Origin of the sequence: Flavobacterium polysaccharolyticum (genome assembly GCF_038739875.1) — a bacterium.
Taxonomy (GTDB): Bacteria; Bacteroidota; Bacteroidia; order Flavobacteriales; family Flavobacteriaceae; genus Flavobacterium; species Flavobacterium polysaccharolyticum.
In genome coordinates, this window is the sequence record NZ_JBCGDP010000015.1 from 52295 (window position 1) to 69739 (window position 17445).

Annotated in this window: 18 protein-coding genes; 9 read left to right on the top strand and 9 right to left on the bottom strand. The window is 31.4% G+C overall.

Annotated features, from left to right (window positions below):
* Nucleotides 1-18: 18 nt before the first annotated feature.
* From WFZ86_RS14565 to WFZ86_RS14575, 3 genes are all read right to left on the bottom strand, one after another.
* A complete protein-coding gene (locus WFZ86_RS14565) occupies nucleotides 19-1002 on the bottom strand; it encodes a UDP-glucuronic acid decarboxylase family protein (RefSeq protein ID WP_315170680.1) in 984 nt (327 codons plus the stop codon).
* Between the two features lie 60 nt (nucleotides 1003-1062).
* Complete coding sequence (locus WFZ86_RS14570; RefSeq protein ID WP_342692601.1) at nucleotides 1063-2196, bottom strand: glycosyltransferase; 1134 nt, start codon at nucleotides 2194-2196, stop codon at nucleotides 1063-1065.
* A gap of 69 nt (nucleotides 2197-2265) precedes the next feature.
* Nucleotides 2266-3351 (bottom strand): glycosyltransferase family 4 protein, encoded by a 1086-nt coding sequence (locus WFZ86_RS14575; RefSeq protein ID WP_342692602.1) that lies wholly within the window; start codon nucleotides 3349-3351, stop codon nucleotides 2266-2268.
* Nucleotides 3352-3479: 128 nt separating this feature from the next.
* On the opposite strand from WFZ86_RS14575, the gene WFZ86_RS14580 reads away from it, so the two are divergent.
* From WFZ86_RS14580 to WFZ86_RS20420, 4 genes are all read left to right on the top strand, one after another.
* Nucleotides 3480-3728 carry a hypothetical protein gene (locus tag WFZ86_RS14580; RefSeq protein ID WP_342692603.1) on the top strand — a complete coding sequence of 83 codons (249 nt, stop codon included), beginning with the start codon at nucleotides 3480-3482 and terminating at the stop codon, nucleotides 3726-3728.
* Nucleotides 3729-3775: 47 nt separating this feature from the next.
* A complete protein-coding gene (locus WFZ86_RS14585) occupies nucleotides 3776-5014 on the top strand; it encodes an oligosaccharide flippase family protein (protein ID WP_342692604.1) in 1239 nt (412 codons plus the stop codon).
* The gene (locus tag WFZ86_RS14590) at nucleotides 5007-5909 is read left to right on the top strand and encodes a hypothetical protein (protein WP_342692605.1); all 903 of its coding nucleotides are present in this window, start codon (nucleotides 5007-5009) and stop codon (nucleotides 5907-5909) included. The genes WFZ86_RS14585 and WFZ86_RS14590 overlap by 8 nt, the downstream gene beginning before the upstream one ends.
* Before the next feature lie 98 nt (nucleotides 5910-6007).
* On the top strand, nucleotides 6008-7117 hold the full coding sequence (locus tag WFZ86_RS20420; RefSeq protein ID WP_425402880.1) for an O-antigen ligase family protein: 1110 nt from the start codon (nucleotides 6008-6010) through the stop codon (nucleotides 7115-7117).
* On the opposite strand, the gene WFZ86_RS14595 is transcribed toward WFZ86_RS20420, so the two are convergent.
* The 5 genes from WFZ86_RS14595 to WFZ86_RS14615 all read right to left on the bottom strand — a co-directional run bounded on the left by WFZ86_RS14595 (nucleotide 7061) and on the right by WFZ86_RS14615 (nucleotide 13077).
* A complete protein-coding gene (locus WFZ86_RS14595) occupies nucleotides 7061-8251 on the bottom strand; it encodes a hypothetical protein (protein WP_342692606.1) in 1191 nt (396 codons plus the stop codon). The two genes, WFZ86_RS20420 and WFZ86_RS14595, sit on opposite strands and share 57 nt — an antisense overlap.
* A gap of 48 nt (nucleotides 8252-8299) precedes the next feature.
* The gene (locus WFZ86_RS14600; protein WP_342692607.1) at nucleotides 8300-9277 is read right to left on the bottom strand and encodes a hypothetical protein; all 978 of its coding nucleotides are present in this window, start codon (nucleotides 9275-9277) and stop codon (nucleotides 8300-8302) included.
* Between the two features lie 8 nt (nucleotides 9278-9285).
* Nucleotides 9286-10965, bottom strand: coding sequence for a DUF6909 family protein (locus WFZ86_RS14605; protein ID WP_342692608.1), 1680 nt, complete (start codon nucleotides 10963-10965; stop codon nucleotides 9286-9288).
* Nucleotides 10966-11078: 113 nt separating this feature from the next.
* Nucleotides 11079-12578, bottom strand: a complete 1500-nt coding sequence (locus WFZ86_RS14610) for a GH3 auxin-responsive promoter family protein (protein ID WP_342692609.1) — start codon at nucleotides 12576-12578, stop codon at nucleotides 11079-11081.
* A 37-nt stretch (nucleotides 12579-12615) separates the two neighbouring features.
* Nucleotides 12616-13077 (bottom strand): peptidase, encoded by a 462-nt coding sequence (locus tag WFZ86_RS14615; RefSeq protein WP_342692610.1) that lies wholly within the window; start codon nucleotides 13075-13077, stop codon nucleotides 12616-12618.
* A gap of 259 nt (nucleotides 13078-13336) precedes the next feature.
* Here WFZ86_RS14615 and tatA point away from each other — a divergent pair, with 259 nt between their 5' ends.
* A complete protein-coding gene (tatA, locus tag WFZ86_RS14620; protein ID WP_159688925.1) occupies nucleotides 13337-13516 on the top strand; it encodes a twin-arginine translocase TatA/TatE family subunit in 180 nt (59 codons plus the stop codon).
* Nucleotides 13517-13610: 94 nt separating this feature from the next.
* Here the strand turns inward: tatA and WFZ86_RS14625 are convergent, their stop codons facing one another.
* Nucleotides 13611-13889, bottom strand: a complete 279-nt coding sequence (locus tag WFZ86_RS14625) for a hypothetical protein (protein WP_342692611.1) — start codon at nucleotides 13887-13889, stop codon at nucleotides 13611-13613.
* Between the two features lie 234 nt (nucleotides 13890-14123).
* Between WFZ86_RS14625 and WFZ86_RS14630 the strand changes: the two genes are divergently transcribed.
* The 4 genes from WFZ86_RS14630 (at nucleotide 14124) to WFZ86_RS14645 (ending at nucleotide 17437) form a co-directional block, all read left to right on the top strand.
* Nucleotides 14124-15518 carry a glycosyl hydrolase family 8 gene (locus tag WFZ86_RS14630; RefSeq protein WP_342692612.1) on the top strand — a complete coding sequence of 465 codons (1395 nt, stop codon included), beginning with the start codon at nucleotides 14124-14126 and terminating at the stop codon, nucleotides 15516-15518.
* 160 nt (nucleotides 15519-15678) lie between these two features.
* Complete coding sequence (locus WFZ86_RS14635; protein ID WP_342692613.1) at nucleotides 15679-16041, top strand: S-adenosylmethionine decarboxylase family protein; 363 nt, start codon at nucleotides 15679-15681, stop codon at nucleotides 16039-16041.
* A gap of 3 nt (nucleotides 16042-16044) precedes the next feature.
* Nucleotides 16045-17241 (top strand): DUF4178 domain-containing protein, encoded by a 1197-nt coding sequence (locus tag WFZ86_RS14640; protein ID WP_342692614.1) that lies wholly within the window; start codon nucleotides 16045-16047, stop codon nucleotides 17239-17241.
* Between the two features lie 16 nt (nucleotides 17242-17257).
* On the top strand, nucleotides 17258-17437 hold the full coding sequence (locus WFZ86_RS14645) for a hypothetical protein (protein WP_342692615.1): 180 nt from the start codon (nucleotides 17258-17260) through the stop codon (nucleotides 17435-17437).
* Nucleotides 17438-17445 lie beyond the last annotated feature (8 nt).

The following is a 17445-nucleotide window of genomic DNA, read 5'->3' on the forward strand; positions in this document are numbered from 1 at the left end:
TGAAAATGAGCTTTGGGGTTAAAAAATATACTTCGAAAAATCCTTATGTTCTTCTTTTGACAACTCTTCTTTGGATAGCGATTTGAAATAATCATAGGTAATTTTCATTCCTTCAGCACGATTCACTTTGGCCTCCCAACCCAATAATTCTTTGGCTTTGGTAGTATCTGGTTGACGCTGCAAAGGATCGTTGATTGGCAATGGATGATACACCACTTTTTGAGAAGTGCCCGTTAATTTGATGATTTCTTCGGCAAAATCTTTAATCGTAATTTCGTCTGGGTTTCCAATATTTACAGGATATACATAATCCGAATGCAACAATCTAAAAATACCTTCCACTTGATCGTCTACATAACAAAACGAACGCGTTTGCATCCCATCGCCAAAAATAGTCAAGTCTTCGCCACGAATGGCTTGTCCAATAAATGCTGGAATTACACGACCATCATTGAGACGCATTCTTGGTCCATAGGTGTTAAATATTCTAACAATTCTAGTTTCTACTCCGTGAAACGTGTGATAAGCCATCGTAATCGACTCCTGAAAACGTTTCGCCTCATCATACACACCACGAGGACCAATGGTATTGACATTCCCATAATACTCCTCCGTTTGCGGATGAACTAAAGGATCTCCGTATACTTCTGAAGTGGATGCGATAAGAATTCGGGCTTTTTTAACTCTCGCCAAACCCAATAAATTATGTGTTCCTAATGACCCAACTTTTAAGGTTTGAATCGGGATTTTTAAATAATCAATGGGACTTGCTGGTGAAGCAAAATGCAAAATATAATCTAACTTTCCGGGAATATGCACAAACTTGGTAATATCATGATGGTAAAACTCAAAATGTTCTAATTTAAATAAATGCTCGATATTCTTTAAATCTCCAGTAATCAAGTTGTCCATCCCAATTACGTGATATCCTTCATTAATAAAACGATCACACAAATGCGATCCCAAAAATCCTGCAGCTCCAGTGATAAGTATTCTTTTCATAGATGTATCTTCTTTTGAACAAATATAGGAAGAATGCTACTTGTATTATCTCAGTTGCTACTATTTTTTAAGAAGCTCTATTGCTTTTTGATTATAATGCTCATTGTATTTTTCTTCAACAAAGAATTTTATTTGCCTTTCAAATCTTTCTTTAGAGAACTGTAATGCATGTGTTCTAATTGCATTTGGATTAAATTGAAGCGTTTCAAAATGCAGTAAAGCCTTGGTCAGACTTTTTATGTTTTGCGCTTTAAAAAAAACACCACTTATATTTTCAAGTACTGTTTCTAGAGCGCCACCTTTACCAAAAGCAATAACAGGAGTTCCACAAGCTTGTGCTTCTACAGGAATAATTCCAAAGTCTTCTTCTGCTGCGAAAACAAATCCTTTGGCTTTTTGCATGTACTTTTTTAAAAGAATGGCGTCCACAAATCCAATAAGTTGAATATTACTTTTGGCTATTTTTTGTATTTTTTTAAACTCTGGACCATCACCAGCCACAATTAATTTTAAGTGTGGTAATTCATTAAACGTCTCTACAATTAATTGTATTTTTTTATAGGAAACCATTCGTGAGGCGGTAAAATAATACGCTTCTTTTTGAGTTTCTAAGCTAAAAAATTCAACATCCACTGGTGGATAAATAACTGTTGACTCTCTATTATAAATTGCTTTTATACGTTGCGCTATACATTTAGAATTGGCAATAAAAAAACTTACGTTCTGGGAATTGGCAATGTCCCATTTTTTAATTTTATTTAGAACAAATTTTGCATACACTCTTTTTAGTCCTTTCAATCCAGCATCGTCTAAATATTGTTCTTGTAAATCCCAAGCATAACGCATTGGAGAGTGACAATAACATATATGAAGCTGATTTTTAGTGGTTCGAACTCCTTTTGCGATAGAAGAAGATGAGCTCACTATTAACTCATACTCTTTCAAATTAAACTGTTTTATTGCTACTGGGAAAAGTTGCAAAAACTTACGGTGATTGGACTTAATTGTTGGTAGCTTTTGAATAAACGATGTTTTTGCATTCTTTCCATTTAAAATGAAAGTCCTGTCGTTTTCGTTCAAAAAATCGATTAATGCAAAATGATCAAAATCATCCCATATTTGGTTCAAGGAATGAATAACTTTTTCTGCCCCACCATTTACATAATACCAATCGTTAATTAATGCTTTTTTCATGAAAATTTATTGGAGAATTTTTCGTGCAAAGTAATACGCGTTTTTTTTACTGAAAAAAATATTTGAAATCTATTTAATTGAGACAAATCCTTCTAAGTGATTTTCTATTGTTTTTTCCCAAGTGAATTTTTTTAATTGGATCTCGCTCTTTTTACTCATTTCTGGATTGGTATTAGTACTATTTACATAACGTTTTATTTTTTGCGCTAATTCAATATGATTTGTTGGATCAAAATAATATACAGCCTCACCTCCTATCTCAGGTAAACTTGCACAATTTGAAGCAAGTACAGTCGTTTTTGCTGCTAATGCCTCTAAAATGGGTAATCCAAAACCTTCATATAAAGAAGGAAAAACAAATAAAGAACAATTTTGGTAATATTGCGGTAAGGAAATATCATTGATATGACCTGTAAAAACAACATTTTTTTCTAGATCATTTTTCTTTATATAATACTCTAGTTGATCATCTTGTGTCATAAAACCTTCTTTTTTACCCACAATTACAAGCTTACATTTGGATTTAAATTTTTGAGGTAAAATAGAATAAGCTTTTAAAAGCGTTATTAGATTTTTGTGTGGTTTTACATTTCCAACGTATAAAATGTATTCTCTGGGTAGTTGCAAATTTTCTTCAATATTTTTGACTCTAAAAAAAGATAAATCAACACCGCAGTGTGTAACTTTAATTTTATTTGGATTAGCTAAGGTGTGTTTAATAATTTCTGCTTTTGAAAATTCAGAAACAGTAAAAATTAAATCTGCTTTCCATACTGCATTCTTATACAATAAATAAGCATACTTTTTAATAATCAATGAAATAGGGAATTTCCCAGATAAATGAAAAACATCATGTATTGTTACTACTCTTTTTTTTGCTCTAAAGGGTAAAAATGGAAAATTAAAATGAGGAGACCAAAAAACATCGCATCTTGGGATTAAAAACGGGTATAAAATTTGCTCTTTAACAGAATATATTTTGGCATTAAAATTTACAATTTCAACTTTTGACGCCCATTCAAATTGTACGATTTCATCCTTATTACCAAGTACTACAACTTGAGAAAATTCTGAAACAATTCCTGGCAATACATTTTTTAAATAGCGACCAATGCCAGAAGCATTTATCATACGAACATCAATTACCAGTTTCATTTACTCATATTTTACAGATATCATCTTTTTCAAAAGTACCTTTTTATAACTAAAAAAATGACAGATAAAAGCAGAAAAATGACAAGAGTCTTAATAAAAAAATTAAATTTGAAAAAAATTAAATGTATATGAAAAAAATAGCTTTACTACTTAGTGTTTTATTCTTAATTGTATCTTGTCAAGAGCCTAAAAAAGAGACAGAAGCAAAAAATCTAAAGGGGAGATATCAGATGACTGTTATTCAAAGAACTGATACTGGTGAAGTTTGTTTATTTGTTCTAGATACTGAAACTGGATCGGTTACTATGAGAAATGATAAATCTGGAGTTTGGGTGCCGCAGGGAAATCCAGAAGATGCTGTTGAAAAATCGCTATAAAAACAAAACATGGCTCCAAATTTTAGGAGCCTTTATTTTACAAAATTGTGATTAAAAATATACTTTTAAGTTTTGGTATTAATTTTATAAATTTTTTATTTCCTGTAATATTAATTCCCTACTATATAAATGTATTCGGGATAACAAACTATGGCCTAATTGCTATTTCTTTATCATTAATTAACTATATATCTGTTATTAACGATTATTCATGGAGTTCACTTGGGCCAGTAAAAATTAATAAACTACAGTCAGATAGACTTGCGATAAATTATTATATTTCTACTGTTGTAAACTCAAAAATTATATTATCAATCCCTTCCTTTTTATTGCTTTTTGGACTTGTTCATTTTTACAGTGAAATAAGTACTAATTCACTATTCTTTACTTCATTGTTTGTGATGCTTTTCTCTCGAACACAAAATACACATTGGATTTTTATTGGTTTGAATAAAATTAATATCTATTTTATTATCAATTCAATTTTTAAAATTAGCTGTTTGATAGTGATTCTTTTGTTCGTAAAAAGCAAGGATTCTTTTCAAATTTTATTTTTCGTACTTGGCATTTTTGATTGTCTCATTTTTTTAGTCTCTTTTTTATATTTATTGATTAAAGAAGACTTTATTTACTCTAAGACATCATTCAAAGACATTTACTCTGAATTGCAAATTGGCTTCAAAATGTTTTTGACAAACCTTACTATTTGCTCAATTTTAAACTCAGGAACTCTAATTCTAGGAATGTTTGTTAATTCAAAAACTGTTGGGATTTATAGTATCGCTGAAAAAATAATTATGCTGGGAAAACATGGTATTGGAGTATTATTTCAAGGTCTTTTTCCAAAAATATGTAAAATAGGCGTTAGATCTATATCCGAATTAAATCGATATTTACGAGTAATTTTTAAAACCTACTTTGTACTTTTTTCTTTAGTAACATTATTGTTGATTGCTTTTTCTGAACAAATTATATCTATTTTAAGCAATGTTTTTGTTTATGAATCAAGTCGTTATCTAATATTACTTTCACCAATTCCATTAATTGCTGCTTTAAATCAACCAGCATACATAGCATTGATACTTAATGACAAGAAAAACATCTACTTTTCAGGATACTTTATAGGTTTAGTCATTAATATTTCGCTCTCCTTTCTTTTGTCTTATTTATTTAAAGTAGAAGGAATGATTGCGGCACTTATCATAACAGAATTATTTATTACATTGTTCCTTAACTATAAAGTACAACTCGACAAAAAATTAAATTTCTTTAGCAAAAATGATTAAAGTAGGATTCCTAGTTTCTTATGATTTTAAATATTTATATAAATCAATTCCATTAGTATATGACTCCAGTGATCTAATAGTTCTTGCCATAGATAAAAATCGACAAACTTGGAGTGGAAATTCTTTGTTTATTGACCCTGCCTTTTTTGAATGGATAAAAGAATTTGACACTTCAAATAAAATAGTTATTTATGAAGACACATTTTATATCCCCGAGAATACCCCAGCAGAAAATGATACCCGTGAAAGAAACTTATTAGCCAAAGCTATGGGTGATGGAGGCTGGCATATTCAGATTGATAGTGATGAATATTTTAACCATTTCCACAAATTTGTTTCCTTTTTAAAGGAAAACAAACAGTTTTTAAAAAATCCAAAATCTAATCCGGTAGAAATTCATGTACAATGGATTACCTTATTCAAAAAAGTTGAAGGCGGTTTTTTGTATGTAAAAGGCTCACTAGATGCCATTGAAATTGCTACAAATTATCCTAAATATAAATATATGAGAGCCACTAGGCACTCAAAAAAAATTATAACTAAATTTATTTTGCTACATCAATCTTGGGCTAGAGATGAAGATGAAATATATACCAAAATAACAAACTGGTCGCACAGAGACGATTCAGACAATATTGCTTTTTTTGAGTTATGGAAGAGTATAAACCTTAATAATTATACTGAATTTGTTAACCTTCATGAGAATGACCCTGGAAAATGGAAATCGTTGGGTTTTATTTCAGAAAATGAAATGGATAATCTCGAATTAGAAATCTCGAATTTTCAACTTTTGAAATTAAGATATAAGAAATATTTGATTCATTTTATGAGAGAAAAATTACCAAGCTCAATTCAAGAAAAAATTAAAATTCTTTACAAGAAAGTAATCCTATGAGTATTAAAGAAAAAATAAATAAAATAACGGTTTACTTACTATTTCTCCTTGGATTTGCCTCACTTTTATATCAATTCGAAGCTATTCAATCCCTCATTATGTCAGTTTCCTGTTTGTTTTTGCTTTTGCGATTCGATTTTAATAAAAGTCTTTGTACAGTAAAATGGCTTCCATTCTTCGTGTCTTTTTTTATTTTGTTGGCTATAAACCTTTTTTATTTTCATACAAAAAGTATCCAAATCATAGCTAATAGTTTTTTACTATTTATAGTGCCGATTTTTAGTGCCGATTTATACAACTCTCCTTTTTTTTTAAAACTAAAACAAAATATAATTTTAACTTATGCAATATGTATCAGTTTTATTAGCATTTATATCATTTTCTTCTATATAAAAGACATCCCCAATCATCATTTTAATTGGTACTTTGTTCGATTTAATTTAGAAAACACAATTGAAATTCACGGTACCTATATAAGTCTATGGATTGGCATTGCATTTCTTTTTATTCTCGATTTTTTATTACATACTTCAAAAAAACAAAGTATTTCAAAATATGTATTACTTTTCATTTTGGCTATTTATTTGGTTAGTTTAATCATCATTAACACGAGAATAATTCTTTATTCTTTGCCACTAATAAGCTTCATTGCTTATTATATAAAAACAAAACAAATTCCTCAAAAAAGAACAATCTTAATTACTTTTTCACTTTTTATAATGGTACTTTTTTTATCGCAACGCTTTAAAAATGACATAGTATACCTTTATGAAAACTCAATCAAGAATTCTTCTAGATATACTATTTGCTATTGTTCCTTACAAACTATTGCTGAATCGAATTTCATAGGAATAGATAACAGCTTAATACAATCAAAACTCAATACTTGCTATGAACAATATGGTTTTGACGAGTTATCAAAAAACAAACTAAATTCACACAATCAGTATTTAGATTTTTTTCTAAAAGGAGGTTTTATACTTTTTATGACATTTGTTGCGACACTTATCATAAAACTTCGAAATGCATATCAAACCAAAAACTATCTTTTCTTTTCAATTACTCTTTTGTTTGCATTTTCTTTTCTAACTGAGAATGTTTTAGTCCGTCAATATGGAATTTATATTTATCTCTTTTGTGACATTATATTCTTAGGCTCGGTCTTGCCTAATAAAAGTCATAGTGCAAATGAAATAAAAGAAGGCTAAAGTGGGTATTAATAACATACAACCATCACTTAAACAAACAAATAAATACGTAATAATTCCCAAAAAATAAACATAAGTATTGTTTTTAGTTTGAAGAAACAAATAAGCGGGAGCAAAAAAAGAAATACAAAACAACACTAAGCCAACTATTCCAAATTGTTTAAAAATAGACAAGTAAACAATTTCTTCTATGGCATCATATACTTTACTACCAAATAAACTAATACCATTAACTTCTCTTATTTGCAAAATCCTACCTCCAAAATTTGAGTCAAGAATAAAGCCTTCTAATGATCCATATTGAAAATATCGAGTCATAATAATTGATCCAATAAAAAACAATAATAATCCTCCTGCTAGATAAACTTTAGTCAACTTTAATAATTCATTTCTATAAATAATCAAAAAATAAAAAAGTAGTCCAATCCAAACGGTACGTGAGAGCGTTAAGATCAGGGCTAGGATTACAAGAAAAATTTTGATTTTTGAAGTTGTGTTTTTATAAAAAACAGGAAAAAGCATTAAAGTACAAACCCCAAATATATTCCCATTATTGTATGTAGAAATTAATTTACTAACCGATCCACGCTGATTAAATTTTGAGCGTGCCAACTCTCCTAAATCAGAAGCATTAACTGTAAAATATGGGATTTCAAGAAAACTTCCAGTAACTTGTTTATAAACAAATAACAAAAGTCCATAAACAGAAATTAGGAATACTGCTTTGGATAAAAGCTTTTCAATATAATTACTGTCTATTTTGGCCAAAAAAGAACCGAGAACTATAAAAAAAAGAAAAGGTAAAAAGACGAAACTAACATAAAGAGCAATTAAATTTCCAAATGTGCCTTCATAGCCAAAGATTAATAGATGGATGCTGAAATAAAAAACAAAAGGCAACGTAGCTAAATAACACATATAGTGCTTGCTATTTATATGAAATCTATACTTGTTTAAAATAATGAAGATTGCTAAAAAAAACAATAATCCCAAATACAAATAACTCCATGTCAAAGGTATTCCAGCAATTTTAAAACCTCCCTTAGGGATAATTACCAACAAAAAAATACCTATCAAAAAAAGAATTTCTCTTAGGTTTGTATTGTTTAATTTGAATCTTAAAATTGTGTTCATTAAATGAAGGAATGAATATTTGTTTAAAACATTAAAACACAAATAGTATTAAGACAGTAACGCTTTCTGTTTTTTATAAAAGGATTTTGCTAAAACAAAAAATACAAATAAAGCAACAAACAATATTGGCAAAATAAATTTAAGTTTACCTTCAATGGCTTCTTTTTTCAAAACATTAATTACTACAGAATTCTCTTTTACAATCTTATCAGAAGTAATTAGTTCTAATTTAAGATTTGCATTTTCTCTTAATAGTCCATCCTTGGTTTTTATAATATCATTCAGTTGTGTATTTTCATTATAATATACTAGTTTATCACTTTTTTGATAACCCGTTTGAGTATTTGAAAATTTGTTCAAAACGGCATCAATTTGAGCAACTAATTGATTGTTTTCTTTGATTCTTTGTGCAATGTTAGTTAATTGTATTTTTTGAATTCTAGAATAGTATGAACTGGTATTGATATAATTCAATAATGCATTAGCTGTTTTTTCATCCTTTAAAATCCCATTCGTTGTAAAAACAATACTATAAAACGGATAATTTTTTACCGTTGTTTTTTCATTAACAATAGATTTTAAATCGCTATTAGCAGTTATTAACTTTAATACTTCTAAATTTTGTTCATTATTGTTAACGAACTTAAAAACATCAATAATAGGCTCAATCGTAATTTTATTAATTCTTGGACTATTTGCTATTCCAATAGCCTTAAAAAATGCAGTATCGTTAGTTTGTATTTTTGATTGAATCAAATCAATTTTTGAATACAAATAATCCACACTTTCAAAATTTGGCTTTACTATTATTTCATTGTTAAACTGTTTTTGTGTCTTATCTAAAAATAAACCCACACCAAATCCAATAACAACTAATAACAAAATAATTTTAAGGTTATTAACAATAAACTGAATTCCCCTAAAAATAGATACGCTAATCCCTTCAAAAAAAGCGCTTATCTTTTTTGAAATTTGTACTAAATCAATTTCTTGTTCTTCTTGATTGTTTGGTGATTGTGTGTTCATTTTTTTATTTAAAGAGTATTCAAAATTTGTTCTAAAATTTTAATCGTTATCAAATACGTTGGTTTTACTCCAGTAGTTCCTAAACCTCCTGAAGCCAATGTACTTCCTGTTTCTAGCGGATTATCAGAAGCGTAGTAAGCATAACGCACTTTGATGTCTTTTGGTACACTTTTTCTGATTTTAGAGGCCGATTGTATGGCTTTTTGGTAATAAGATCCTTCCATTTCCAGACCTATCACGCCCCAAGTAGATTCGTGGAAAAACTTCAACAAATCTCTATTTTGAAGCGATGTTCCCAAAACGGTTACCATAGGTCCTGCAAACACTGCAATGTCATTGCCTTCGAACATTTCGGCAGTCAATTCATTTTCAAAGAAATAATTATCGGCTGTTCCTTCGTTGATATGCGCATTTGGAATCATAATATCTCCTTTGCCTCCTTCGAGAATTCCGGCTTTTCCCATAATAGAAACCGACTGTACATTAAGTAAGGTTTCTTTTTTGTAGGGTTTTAATAATTCATCGATAGTTTCATAGGCTTGTTCGCCAAAAGCATAATCCATAACAATCAAAACAGGTGCTTTGTCACCTAATTTTGCCTTTGGAAAAGCGGTTTTGGACCAATCAATTTTGGCGGTATCAAACAATTGTACATCAATATTAGTTCCTGAAGTATCGGGTAAAAATAGCATTCCGTTTTTTCCGGCTACGGTTTCAACTTGCTTGCGCAATTCTTTTCCTCCTGATTTGCTCAATTCTTCATAAATCACAAAATCCGATTTGTCCTTAAACTTCGCTTTGAGGAGTGATGTGGCAAAAATAGAATTCATTACACTGTGCATGTTGGCACTAATAACATGAATAGGTCGGTCCAATAAATTGTTGGCTTTTAAAACCTCTTTGATATTATTCGCCCAAACTTCCCCATGAATGTGATGACCCAAACGTTCTCTCAAAATAGGACTAAAAGTAATGGTTCTTTTATTGTTGTCAACTACTTCTTCGATGGCTAATTTTCCCATCCAAAAAATGACATGCAGAAAACGATCAGGCGCATTTTCGGAACCAAAATCATCATAAATATCTAAGACTTCTTCAAAGGTTCTTCCTAAAACATTAGACGCATGCGAAATGGCTTTTTCTTTTTCAATTTGCGTAAGCTTCTTAGTTTGGTTTACAGCTGCTTCTAGTTTTAACCAATCTCTGGACACTTCGCCAGCATCATCAAGTAAAACGCGGTTTTTGATTTTATTCGATTCAATAAATATAAAGGTCAAATGCGTCAAAATATCATAAATATCGGAACGCCCACGAGTGATTTCAACATTCATTTGCTCTTCGTCAATTCGGTAGCAATTTCTTCTTCTCTTTGGCGGAACAATGGCCTGAAAATGCGATTTTGCATACCCTTCTTCGGATGTTAAATTTATAAAACGACACTCCTCGATCCCCACCGGAAGTCGTTCGATAACATATAATAATCCATTCAATTCTACTTTTTCATCGGCAATAGAGCCATAAATTTCGGGACGCAAAGCCAATAAAGCTTCCCGTAAGGTATCACCCGAAACCCCCATTGGTTTATAAAACCCACGGTTGAATAAATGGCGAATGGTTATGTACATTTTTTCTATTGCAGCAGACGATTCTTGCGCTCTAGATCTTGATATATGTTTGGTTGTATTCATCTTGTTTATTTTTTATCACTTTTCAAAGGTAAGCAAAAGTTTTTTTTGGCAAATTATTGTAAAATTATGAAACTGTATCATACGGTAAACTGAGTACAAATCAATTTTCTTTATTAAACTTTAGGTAATACATCGGCTATTTTTCGATCATTACTCAATCTCGGAATTTTATTTTGTCCCCCCAATTTCCCGATGGATTTCATGTAGTCTTGGAAACCGTTTTTGACAACTTTGGTGATAACTACCTTTCGTAATACATTACCCACAATCAAATCGTCGTAATAGATATTTTGCTTGCGCATGGCTTGGTCAATAGCTTCTGCAAAAGCTTCTAAGTTATCTGGTTCTCCCGAAGTATCAGAATCGAATTCAATAAACCACTCGTGATAAGGTAATCCTTCTTTTGGGGTGATCTGTGGCGCCACCGTAAATTCATTGATGCGAATATTGGTTCCTTGAATCGCTTCTTGCAAAGCACTTTCTACTTCTTTGCCAATCACGTGTTCCCCAAAAGCAGAAATGTAATGTTTGATTCTACCCGAAACAATAACGCGATAGGGTTTTAATGAAGTAAACTGTACTGTATCACCAATATTGTAGCCCCAAAGTCCCGCATTGGTTGAAATAATCAGTACATAATTTACGCCTAATTCGACTTCGCCTATGGTGTAACGCTTTGGATTCTCGGTAAAAAATTCATCACTTTTGATGAACTCATAAAAAATTCCTGAATTCAACAGCAACAACATTCCTTTCTCTTTTTGAGAATCTTGGTAGGCAAAAAAACCTTCGGAGGCAGGAAAAAGTTCGATACTATCAACTTTTCTACCGATTAAATTCTCGAATTTAGCGCGATACGGTTCAAAATTAACGCCTCCATAAATGAATAAATTGAAGTTTTGGAACAATTCTCCAACTGGCTTTTGAGCCTTTTGTTGTAATTTTTCGAAATACATTTGTACCCAAGACGGAATTCCAGAAATCACGCGCATGTCTTCTTTTATGGTCTCTTCCACAATAGCATTCACTTTGGTTTCCCAATCTTCGATGCAATTGGTTTCCCAAGAAGGCATTCTGTTTTTTTGCAAATACCCTGGAACATAATGAGCAGCTATGCCTGATAATCTTCCTAATTTGATGCCGTTTTTCTCGGTTAAAATTGGACTTCCTTGCAAGAAAATCATTTTTCCATCTACAAAATCAGCATTACTAGTTTCATGAATGTAATGCAAAATGGCATTTCGAGAGGCATGAATATGTGTAGGCATCGACTCTTTGGTTAACGGAATGTACTTTGCACCCGAAGTGGTTCCTGAAGTTTTTGCAAAGTAAAGTGGTTTACCTTTCCACAAGACATTCTCCTCTCCATTAACTACTTTTTCTATATAAAGTTTTAATCCTTCGTAATCTCTGATAGGAACATTTTGAACAAAATCGGCATACGATTGTATTTGCTCAAAATGATGGTCCTTCCCAAATTGAGTGTTTTTGGCTTCTTTTATCAATTTTTTAAAAACAGCTTCTTGTGTGGCTACGGGATGCTGTGCCCATTCTTGTGTCTTTCGGACTATTTTTCTAGCAAATATTTTTGCTGCAATTACTTTTAATGACATTTACTTATTTGATTTAAAACGAAATGTTTCTTGAAATTTATTGTTTTTTCTTTTTACGGGATACAACCTCTGTAGTGATTTTCTTTTCTTCTTCGGCGACTTCTTTTCTTAAACTTAATTCTTCTTCCGATGCCTTGAGTGATTCAGGAGGAATTGTTGTTTGAGTTTGTACCAAAATAGAATCTTTATTAAAAGTGGCATGTTCTAATTTACCCGTAAGTACTTTTTGGATGGCTTTGAGATAGGCATCGTTTTTCTCTAATGCTTGGGTTAACGAATCGGTTTTTAGCGCCAAAATCATAGCTTCTTTTTTAAGCTGAGAAGAGGAATACCCTGGAATGTACTCTCGTAACGGAGTAAAAGCGATTAATAATGTGGTGGTGGTAATTAAAAAAATAGCACCCAAAGTACCCACAACAAATATATTCAAAAGACTTAATTTGAATGAAAACAACTCTTCAAAGGTTTCTTCATTGATTAGAATCAACCGTTTTTTCATGAATACGACTTTCTTAAGTTGATTCGGTAACAAACGATTTTTAAACATAATTCCTTTTTATTTGGGCAAATATAACGATTAAAGCTTGTTTGCTTTAAGTACCTTTGCTGTAAATATGAGGTAATAAAACTAAATTTATCATATATTTAACGATAATCGGAATAAATAATTCTTTCAAAATCAAAACAGATTAAGGAATTCTATATACATTTGCAGCATTAATTAGTACAAATTTGCTTCGGCAATAAAAAATACAATCATGGGAAGATTTGGAGTTACAGAAATCCTAGTTATACTAGCAGTTGTTTTATTACTTTTTGGAGGTAAAAAAATTCCAGAATTAATGAAAGGTTTAGGCAGCGGAATTAAAGAATTTAAAAACGCAGCAAAAGACGATCAGCCGGCTAATTCTAAAAAAGAAGAAGAAACAAAAGAATAAACTTTTAAAAATTAAAATATAAAAACGAAACCCTTTACTAATGGTAGTAAGGGGTTTCGTTTTTTATTTGTCTTTTTTATGATCTCTCCGTCAATTATTTTGGGCTAATATCGCTCATTGTCAGCATAAAAGACACATTCGTTCCTTTTCTAGTGGCGCTCTTCATTTGAGAAACTCTAATGCTGTAAATCCCACTTTTAGCAATGTTACCAGAAAAATTATTGTCATGCGTATCACCTATCTGCATGGCAGCACCATATGAGTTTGGAGCCATCAAATGATAAGAAGACGAATTGATTATTCTCTTAAAAGTAACTCTTATTTTTTCTTTGGGCTGACTAGCTGTAAAGTCATACTTATCTTTTTTGTGCAAAATAAGCTACTGGTACAATCGCTACAAATAATATCATTACAAAACTTGTTTGAAAATTGATTTGAAGCTAAAAAAATCAAATCAAAAACTATAAACAAAAATAGAAGGTAAAATTCTTTCTATTTTGGCTTTTTCAATTATTATAATTCTTACTTTTATCATCCCTAAATCTTTGAATTTGAAACTGCTCTTGTATTTCAATGGCAATTTCCTATTCTACTAAACCTAATAACTATGAAAAACCTACTACTTCTGGCAGTTGTTTTTTTTAGCCTAAAAAGCTATTGCCAAACTCAAGCCTTTCCGGCTAACAAGATTTACCCCAACGGACTAATGGCATCTGCCAAAAACAGCCAAGATGCCTTAGACAATTACAACATTTGGAAAACCAATTTTGTCACTGCTTGCAACAATGGAAGGTATCGCATCAAATTTGACAATCCTTCCGAAACGGTCTCAGAAGGTATTGGCTACGGAATGCTACTAAGCGTGTATGCAGCGGATAAAACATTGTTTGATGGTCTTTGGTTGTACTATAAAGATAATGTCAATACTAACGGAGTCATGAACTGGAAAATCAACGGATGTTCCGGAGTAAATGGAGCCAATGGTGCAACAGATGCTGAACTTGATGTTGCTTTTGCTCTAATTGTAGCTGATTATCAGTGGGCGAGTATAGGAACTATAAACTACAAAAACGAAGCAAAAGCTTTAATTACAGCCATTAAAACTCACGAAATCGAAGCCAATACTTTTGTGCTTAAACCAGGAGACCAGTTTGGTGGTAGCCAAATTACCAATCCATCTTATTTTGCACCTGCTTATTTTAGAGCTTTCGGAAATTATACTAATGATAGTTCTTTTTGGAATTCAGTGGCTTCAAAATGTTATACAATTATCAACAACAATCTAACTCAAAATAATGCCGTTGGTGGGTTAGTTTCAGACTGGTGTCAAGCCTCTGGTGCCTATTCACCCCAAGCTAGTGGCTACAACAAAGAAGGAAAAACATACAGTTATGATGCCGCTAGAACTCCTTGGCGCATAGCGGTTGATTATGTTTGGAATGGAAATGCTGAAGCAAAATCTTATGTGAAAAAATCATCTGACTTTGTTAGGGTTAATTTGGGTGGCTCCAGTAATATAAAAGACGGCTATAATCAAAACGGTAGCTTAAGTGGACAATGGCATAATGCAACTTTTGTAGGCGCTTTTGCTTGTGCTGCAATGGGAGGCGAAAACCAATCCCATTTGGATACTTCCTACACCGATTTGAAATCACTAAATGAACCCAATAGTTACTTTAATCAAACCCTCAAAACCTTGTATTTGTTTTTGCTTACGGGTAATTTCTATTTACCACAAAATACTACTTTGGCCACAGGTGATTTCGATTTAGAAAATTCAAAAATAACCGTGTATCCAAATCCTAGTTCAGACAAATTTACCCTGATAACTCCGGAGAAATCTACTATTACAGTAATCGCTCCCGATGGAAAGATCATCTCTGAACTCAAAACAACTAACGAAAATACCGAAATACAATTAGTCAACGAGCCCTCTGGAGTTTACTTAATAAAAATTACTTCCAATACTAAAAGTACTGTCAAAAAAGTAATTAAAAAATAAGTTCCTCCCCTTCCAAACACCCAAGTGTAGTTTACTCATTTGGGTGTTTTTTTATTTTTAAATACGTAAAGGAGCATGTTTTAAAAATGTTTGTTTATTATTAAAAAATATTATATTCGTAAAAAATATACTATAGTTTAGCCCCAACAATGCCTAGTTAATGACTACAAACGACTATTCTCCTGGTTTACACAAACTTGTAACACTCGAAGTACAAGATCTTACTAAATTGACCTCGAGTGAAAATTTCATCAATTTTTCTAAAAATTTAATTGCAAAATATCAACTAGAAAAAGTGGGGATTAGTGAACATATTTTTGAAAACAATAGTTTCACCATAGCCATTTGTTTAAAAGAATCTCATATTTGTATTCATACATGGCCTGAATTCAATCAATTGACTTTGGATGTATATTTATGTAACTATTTGCAAGACAACACACAAATAGTAAAAGACATTACACAAGAATATATCAGCTACTTTGAAGCAAAAATTCTAAAGGAATTCGAAATTAATAGATAATACATGACTGTCCCTTGTTTTAATTGTAATACAACTACAACTCTTGAGGTAAATTTTGAAGTTGAAGTTTTTGCTTGCCCTGCTTGTAACTATGTTTATAAAAACAAAGAAGGTGCAGGTCTTTCGCTCTATATTAAGTCTCAACCCTGCTCCTTTGAGAAAACATTTGAGATTGGCAAAACTGCCGTATTTGATAATGTTGACTATCAAGTAACAGGATTAGTAATCAAATCACACCAAGACTTTGAGTGGAGAGAATACATTTTACAATCAAAAAATGGAAGTTTTTTATACCTCTCTGAATCTGATGGCCATTGGATTCTTTTAAACGAGATTACTTATGATAGAAAAGTTGGCAATCATCCTTTAACAGTAGAACATGACGAAATCACTTATGATCGTTACGATTATTATTATCCAAAGCTAGTCGCCTCAAAAGGCTTTTTCGATTTTGATGTTTATAAAAATGTTGAGCTTATAGAATATATTCATCCGCCCTTCTTACTTAGTTTTGAAAAAGTAGGCCATCAACAAACAACTTTCTTAGGAAAACATATTTCCAATAGAGCGATAAAAAAAGCTTTCGCTACTACTTCTTTACCATCAAAAAGAGGCATTGGTCAAGTACAACCCTTTCTTATAAATGTTAGAAATACAGCTCTTATTTTTTGTGGTATTGCTTTTTTAATTTTGATTACTCATTGGTTCCTTAACAAAGATCGTGTCGAACAAAAGGTTCTCGATACCTCCATTGCATTTGATGAATATGCTAAAAAAGATTTTATTACCCCTTCTTTTGAACTCAAAGGAAGTTCGGCTCCATTGACTATTCAATTGCATTCTAATGTAGATAATTCTTGGGCTAATGTACAAGTAGCATTGATCAATGAAAAAAATGGCGACGAAGTTTATGCTAACAAGGATATAGAATACTATCATGGCTATACCGATGGTGAAAATTGGACAGAAGGTGATACTTCTGAAGAATTTAATATTTGTGGAGTAGCTGCTGGTAAATACCATTTGGTCATTACCCCGATGAAAGCAACTGAAGACGCTCAAAATCAAACGGTTCAAATTCAAGCGAGTTGGTCAAGTCCCTCTACAAGAAATGTCTGGATGATTTATATTTTTATGACCGTATTTGTCGTTGCTATTTATTATTTAGAAAAGTCATTTGAAGAAAAAAGATGGGAATAATCATTTTAAATACAATATGGAAAAAGTAAAAGAATTTGTGCAATCCAACTTCATTGCACTGCTCGTAGGAAGTTTATTTTATGCGCTTTTTGTGTATTACAATTGGCAAGGCAATAGCATTTGCGATTGCGAAACCACGGAGAACTATCGCCCGGCACAAGGCAATCGCTCAGTAAATCATTTTTATCACAAATAACTAAACAA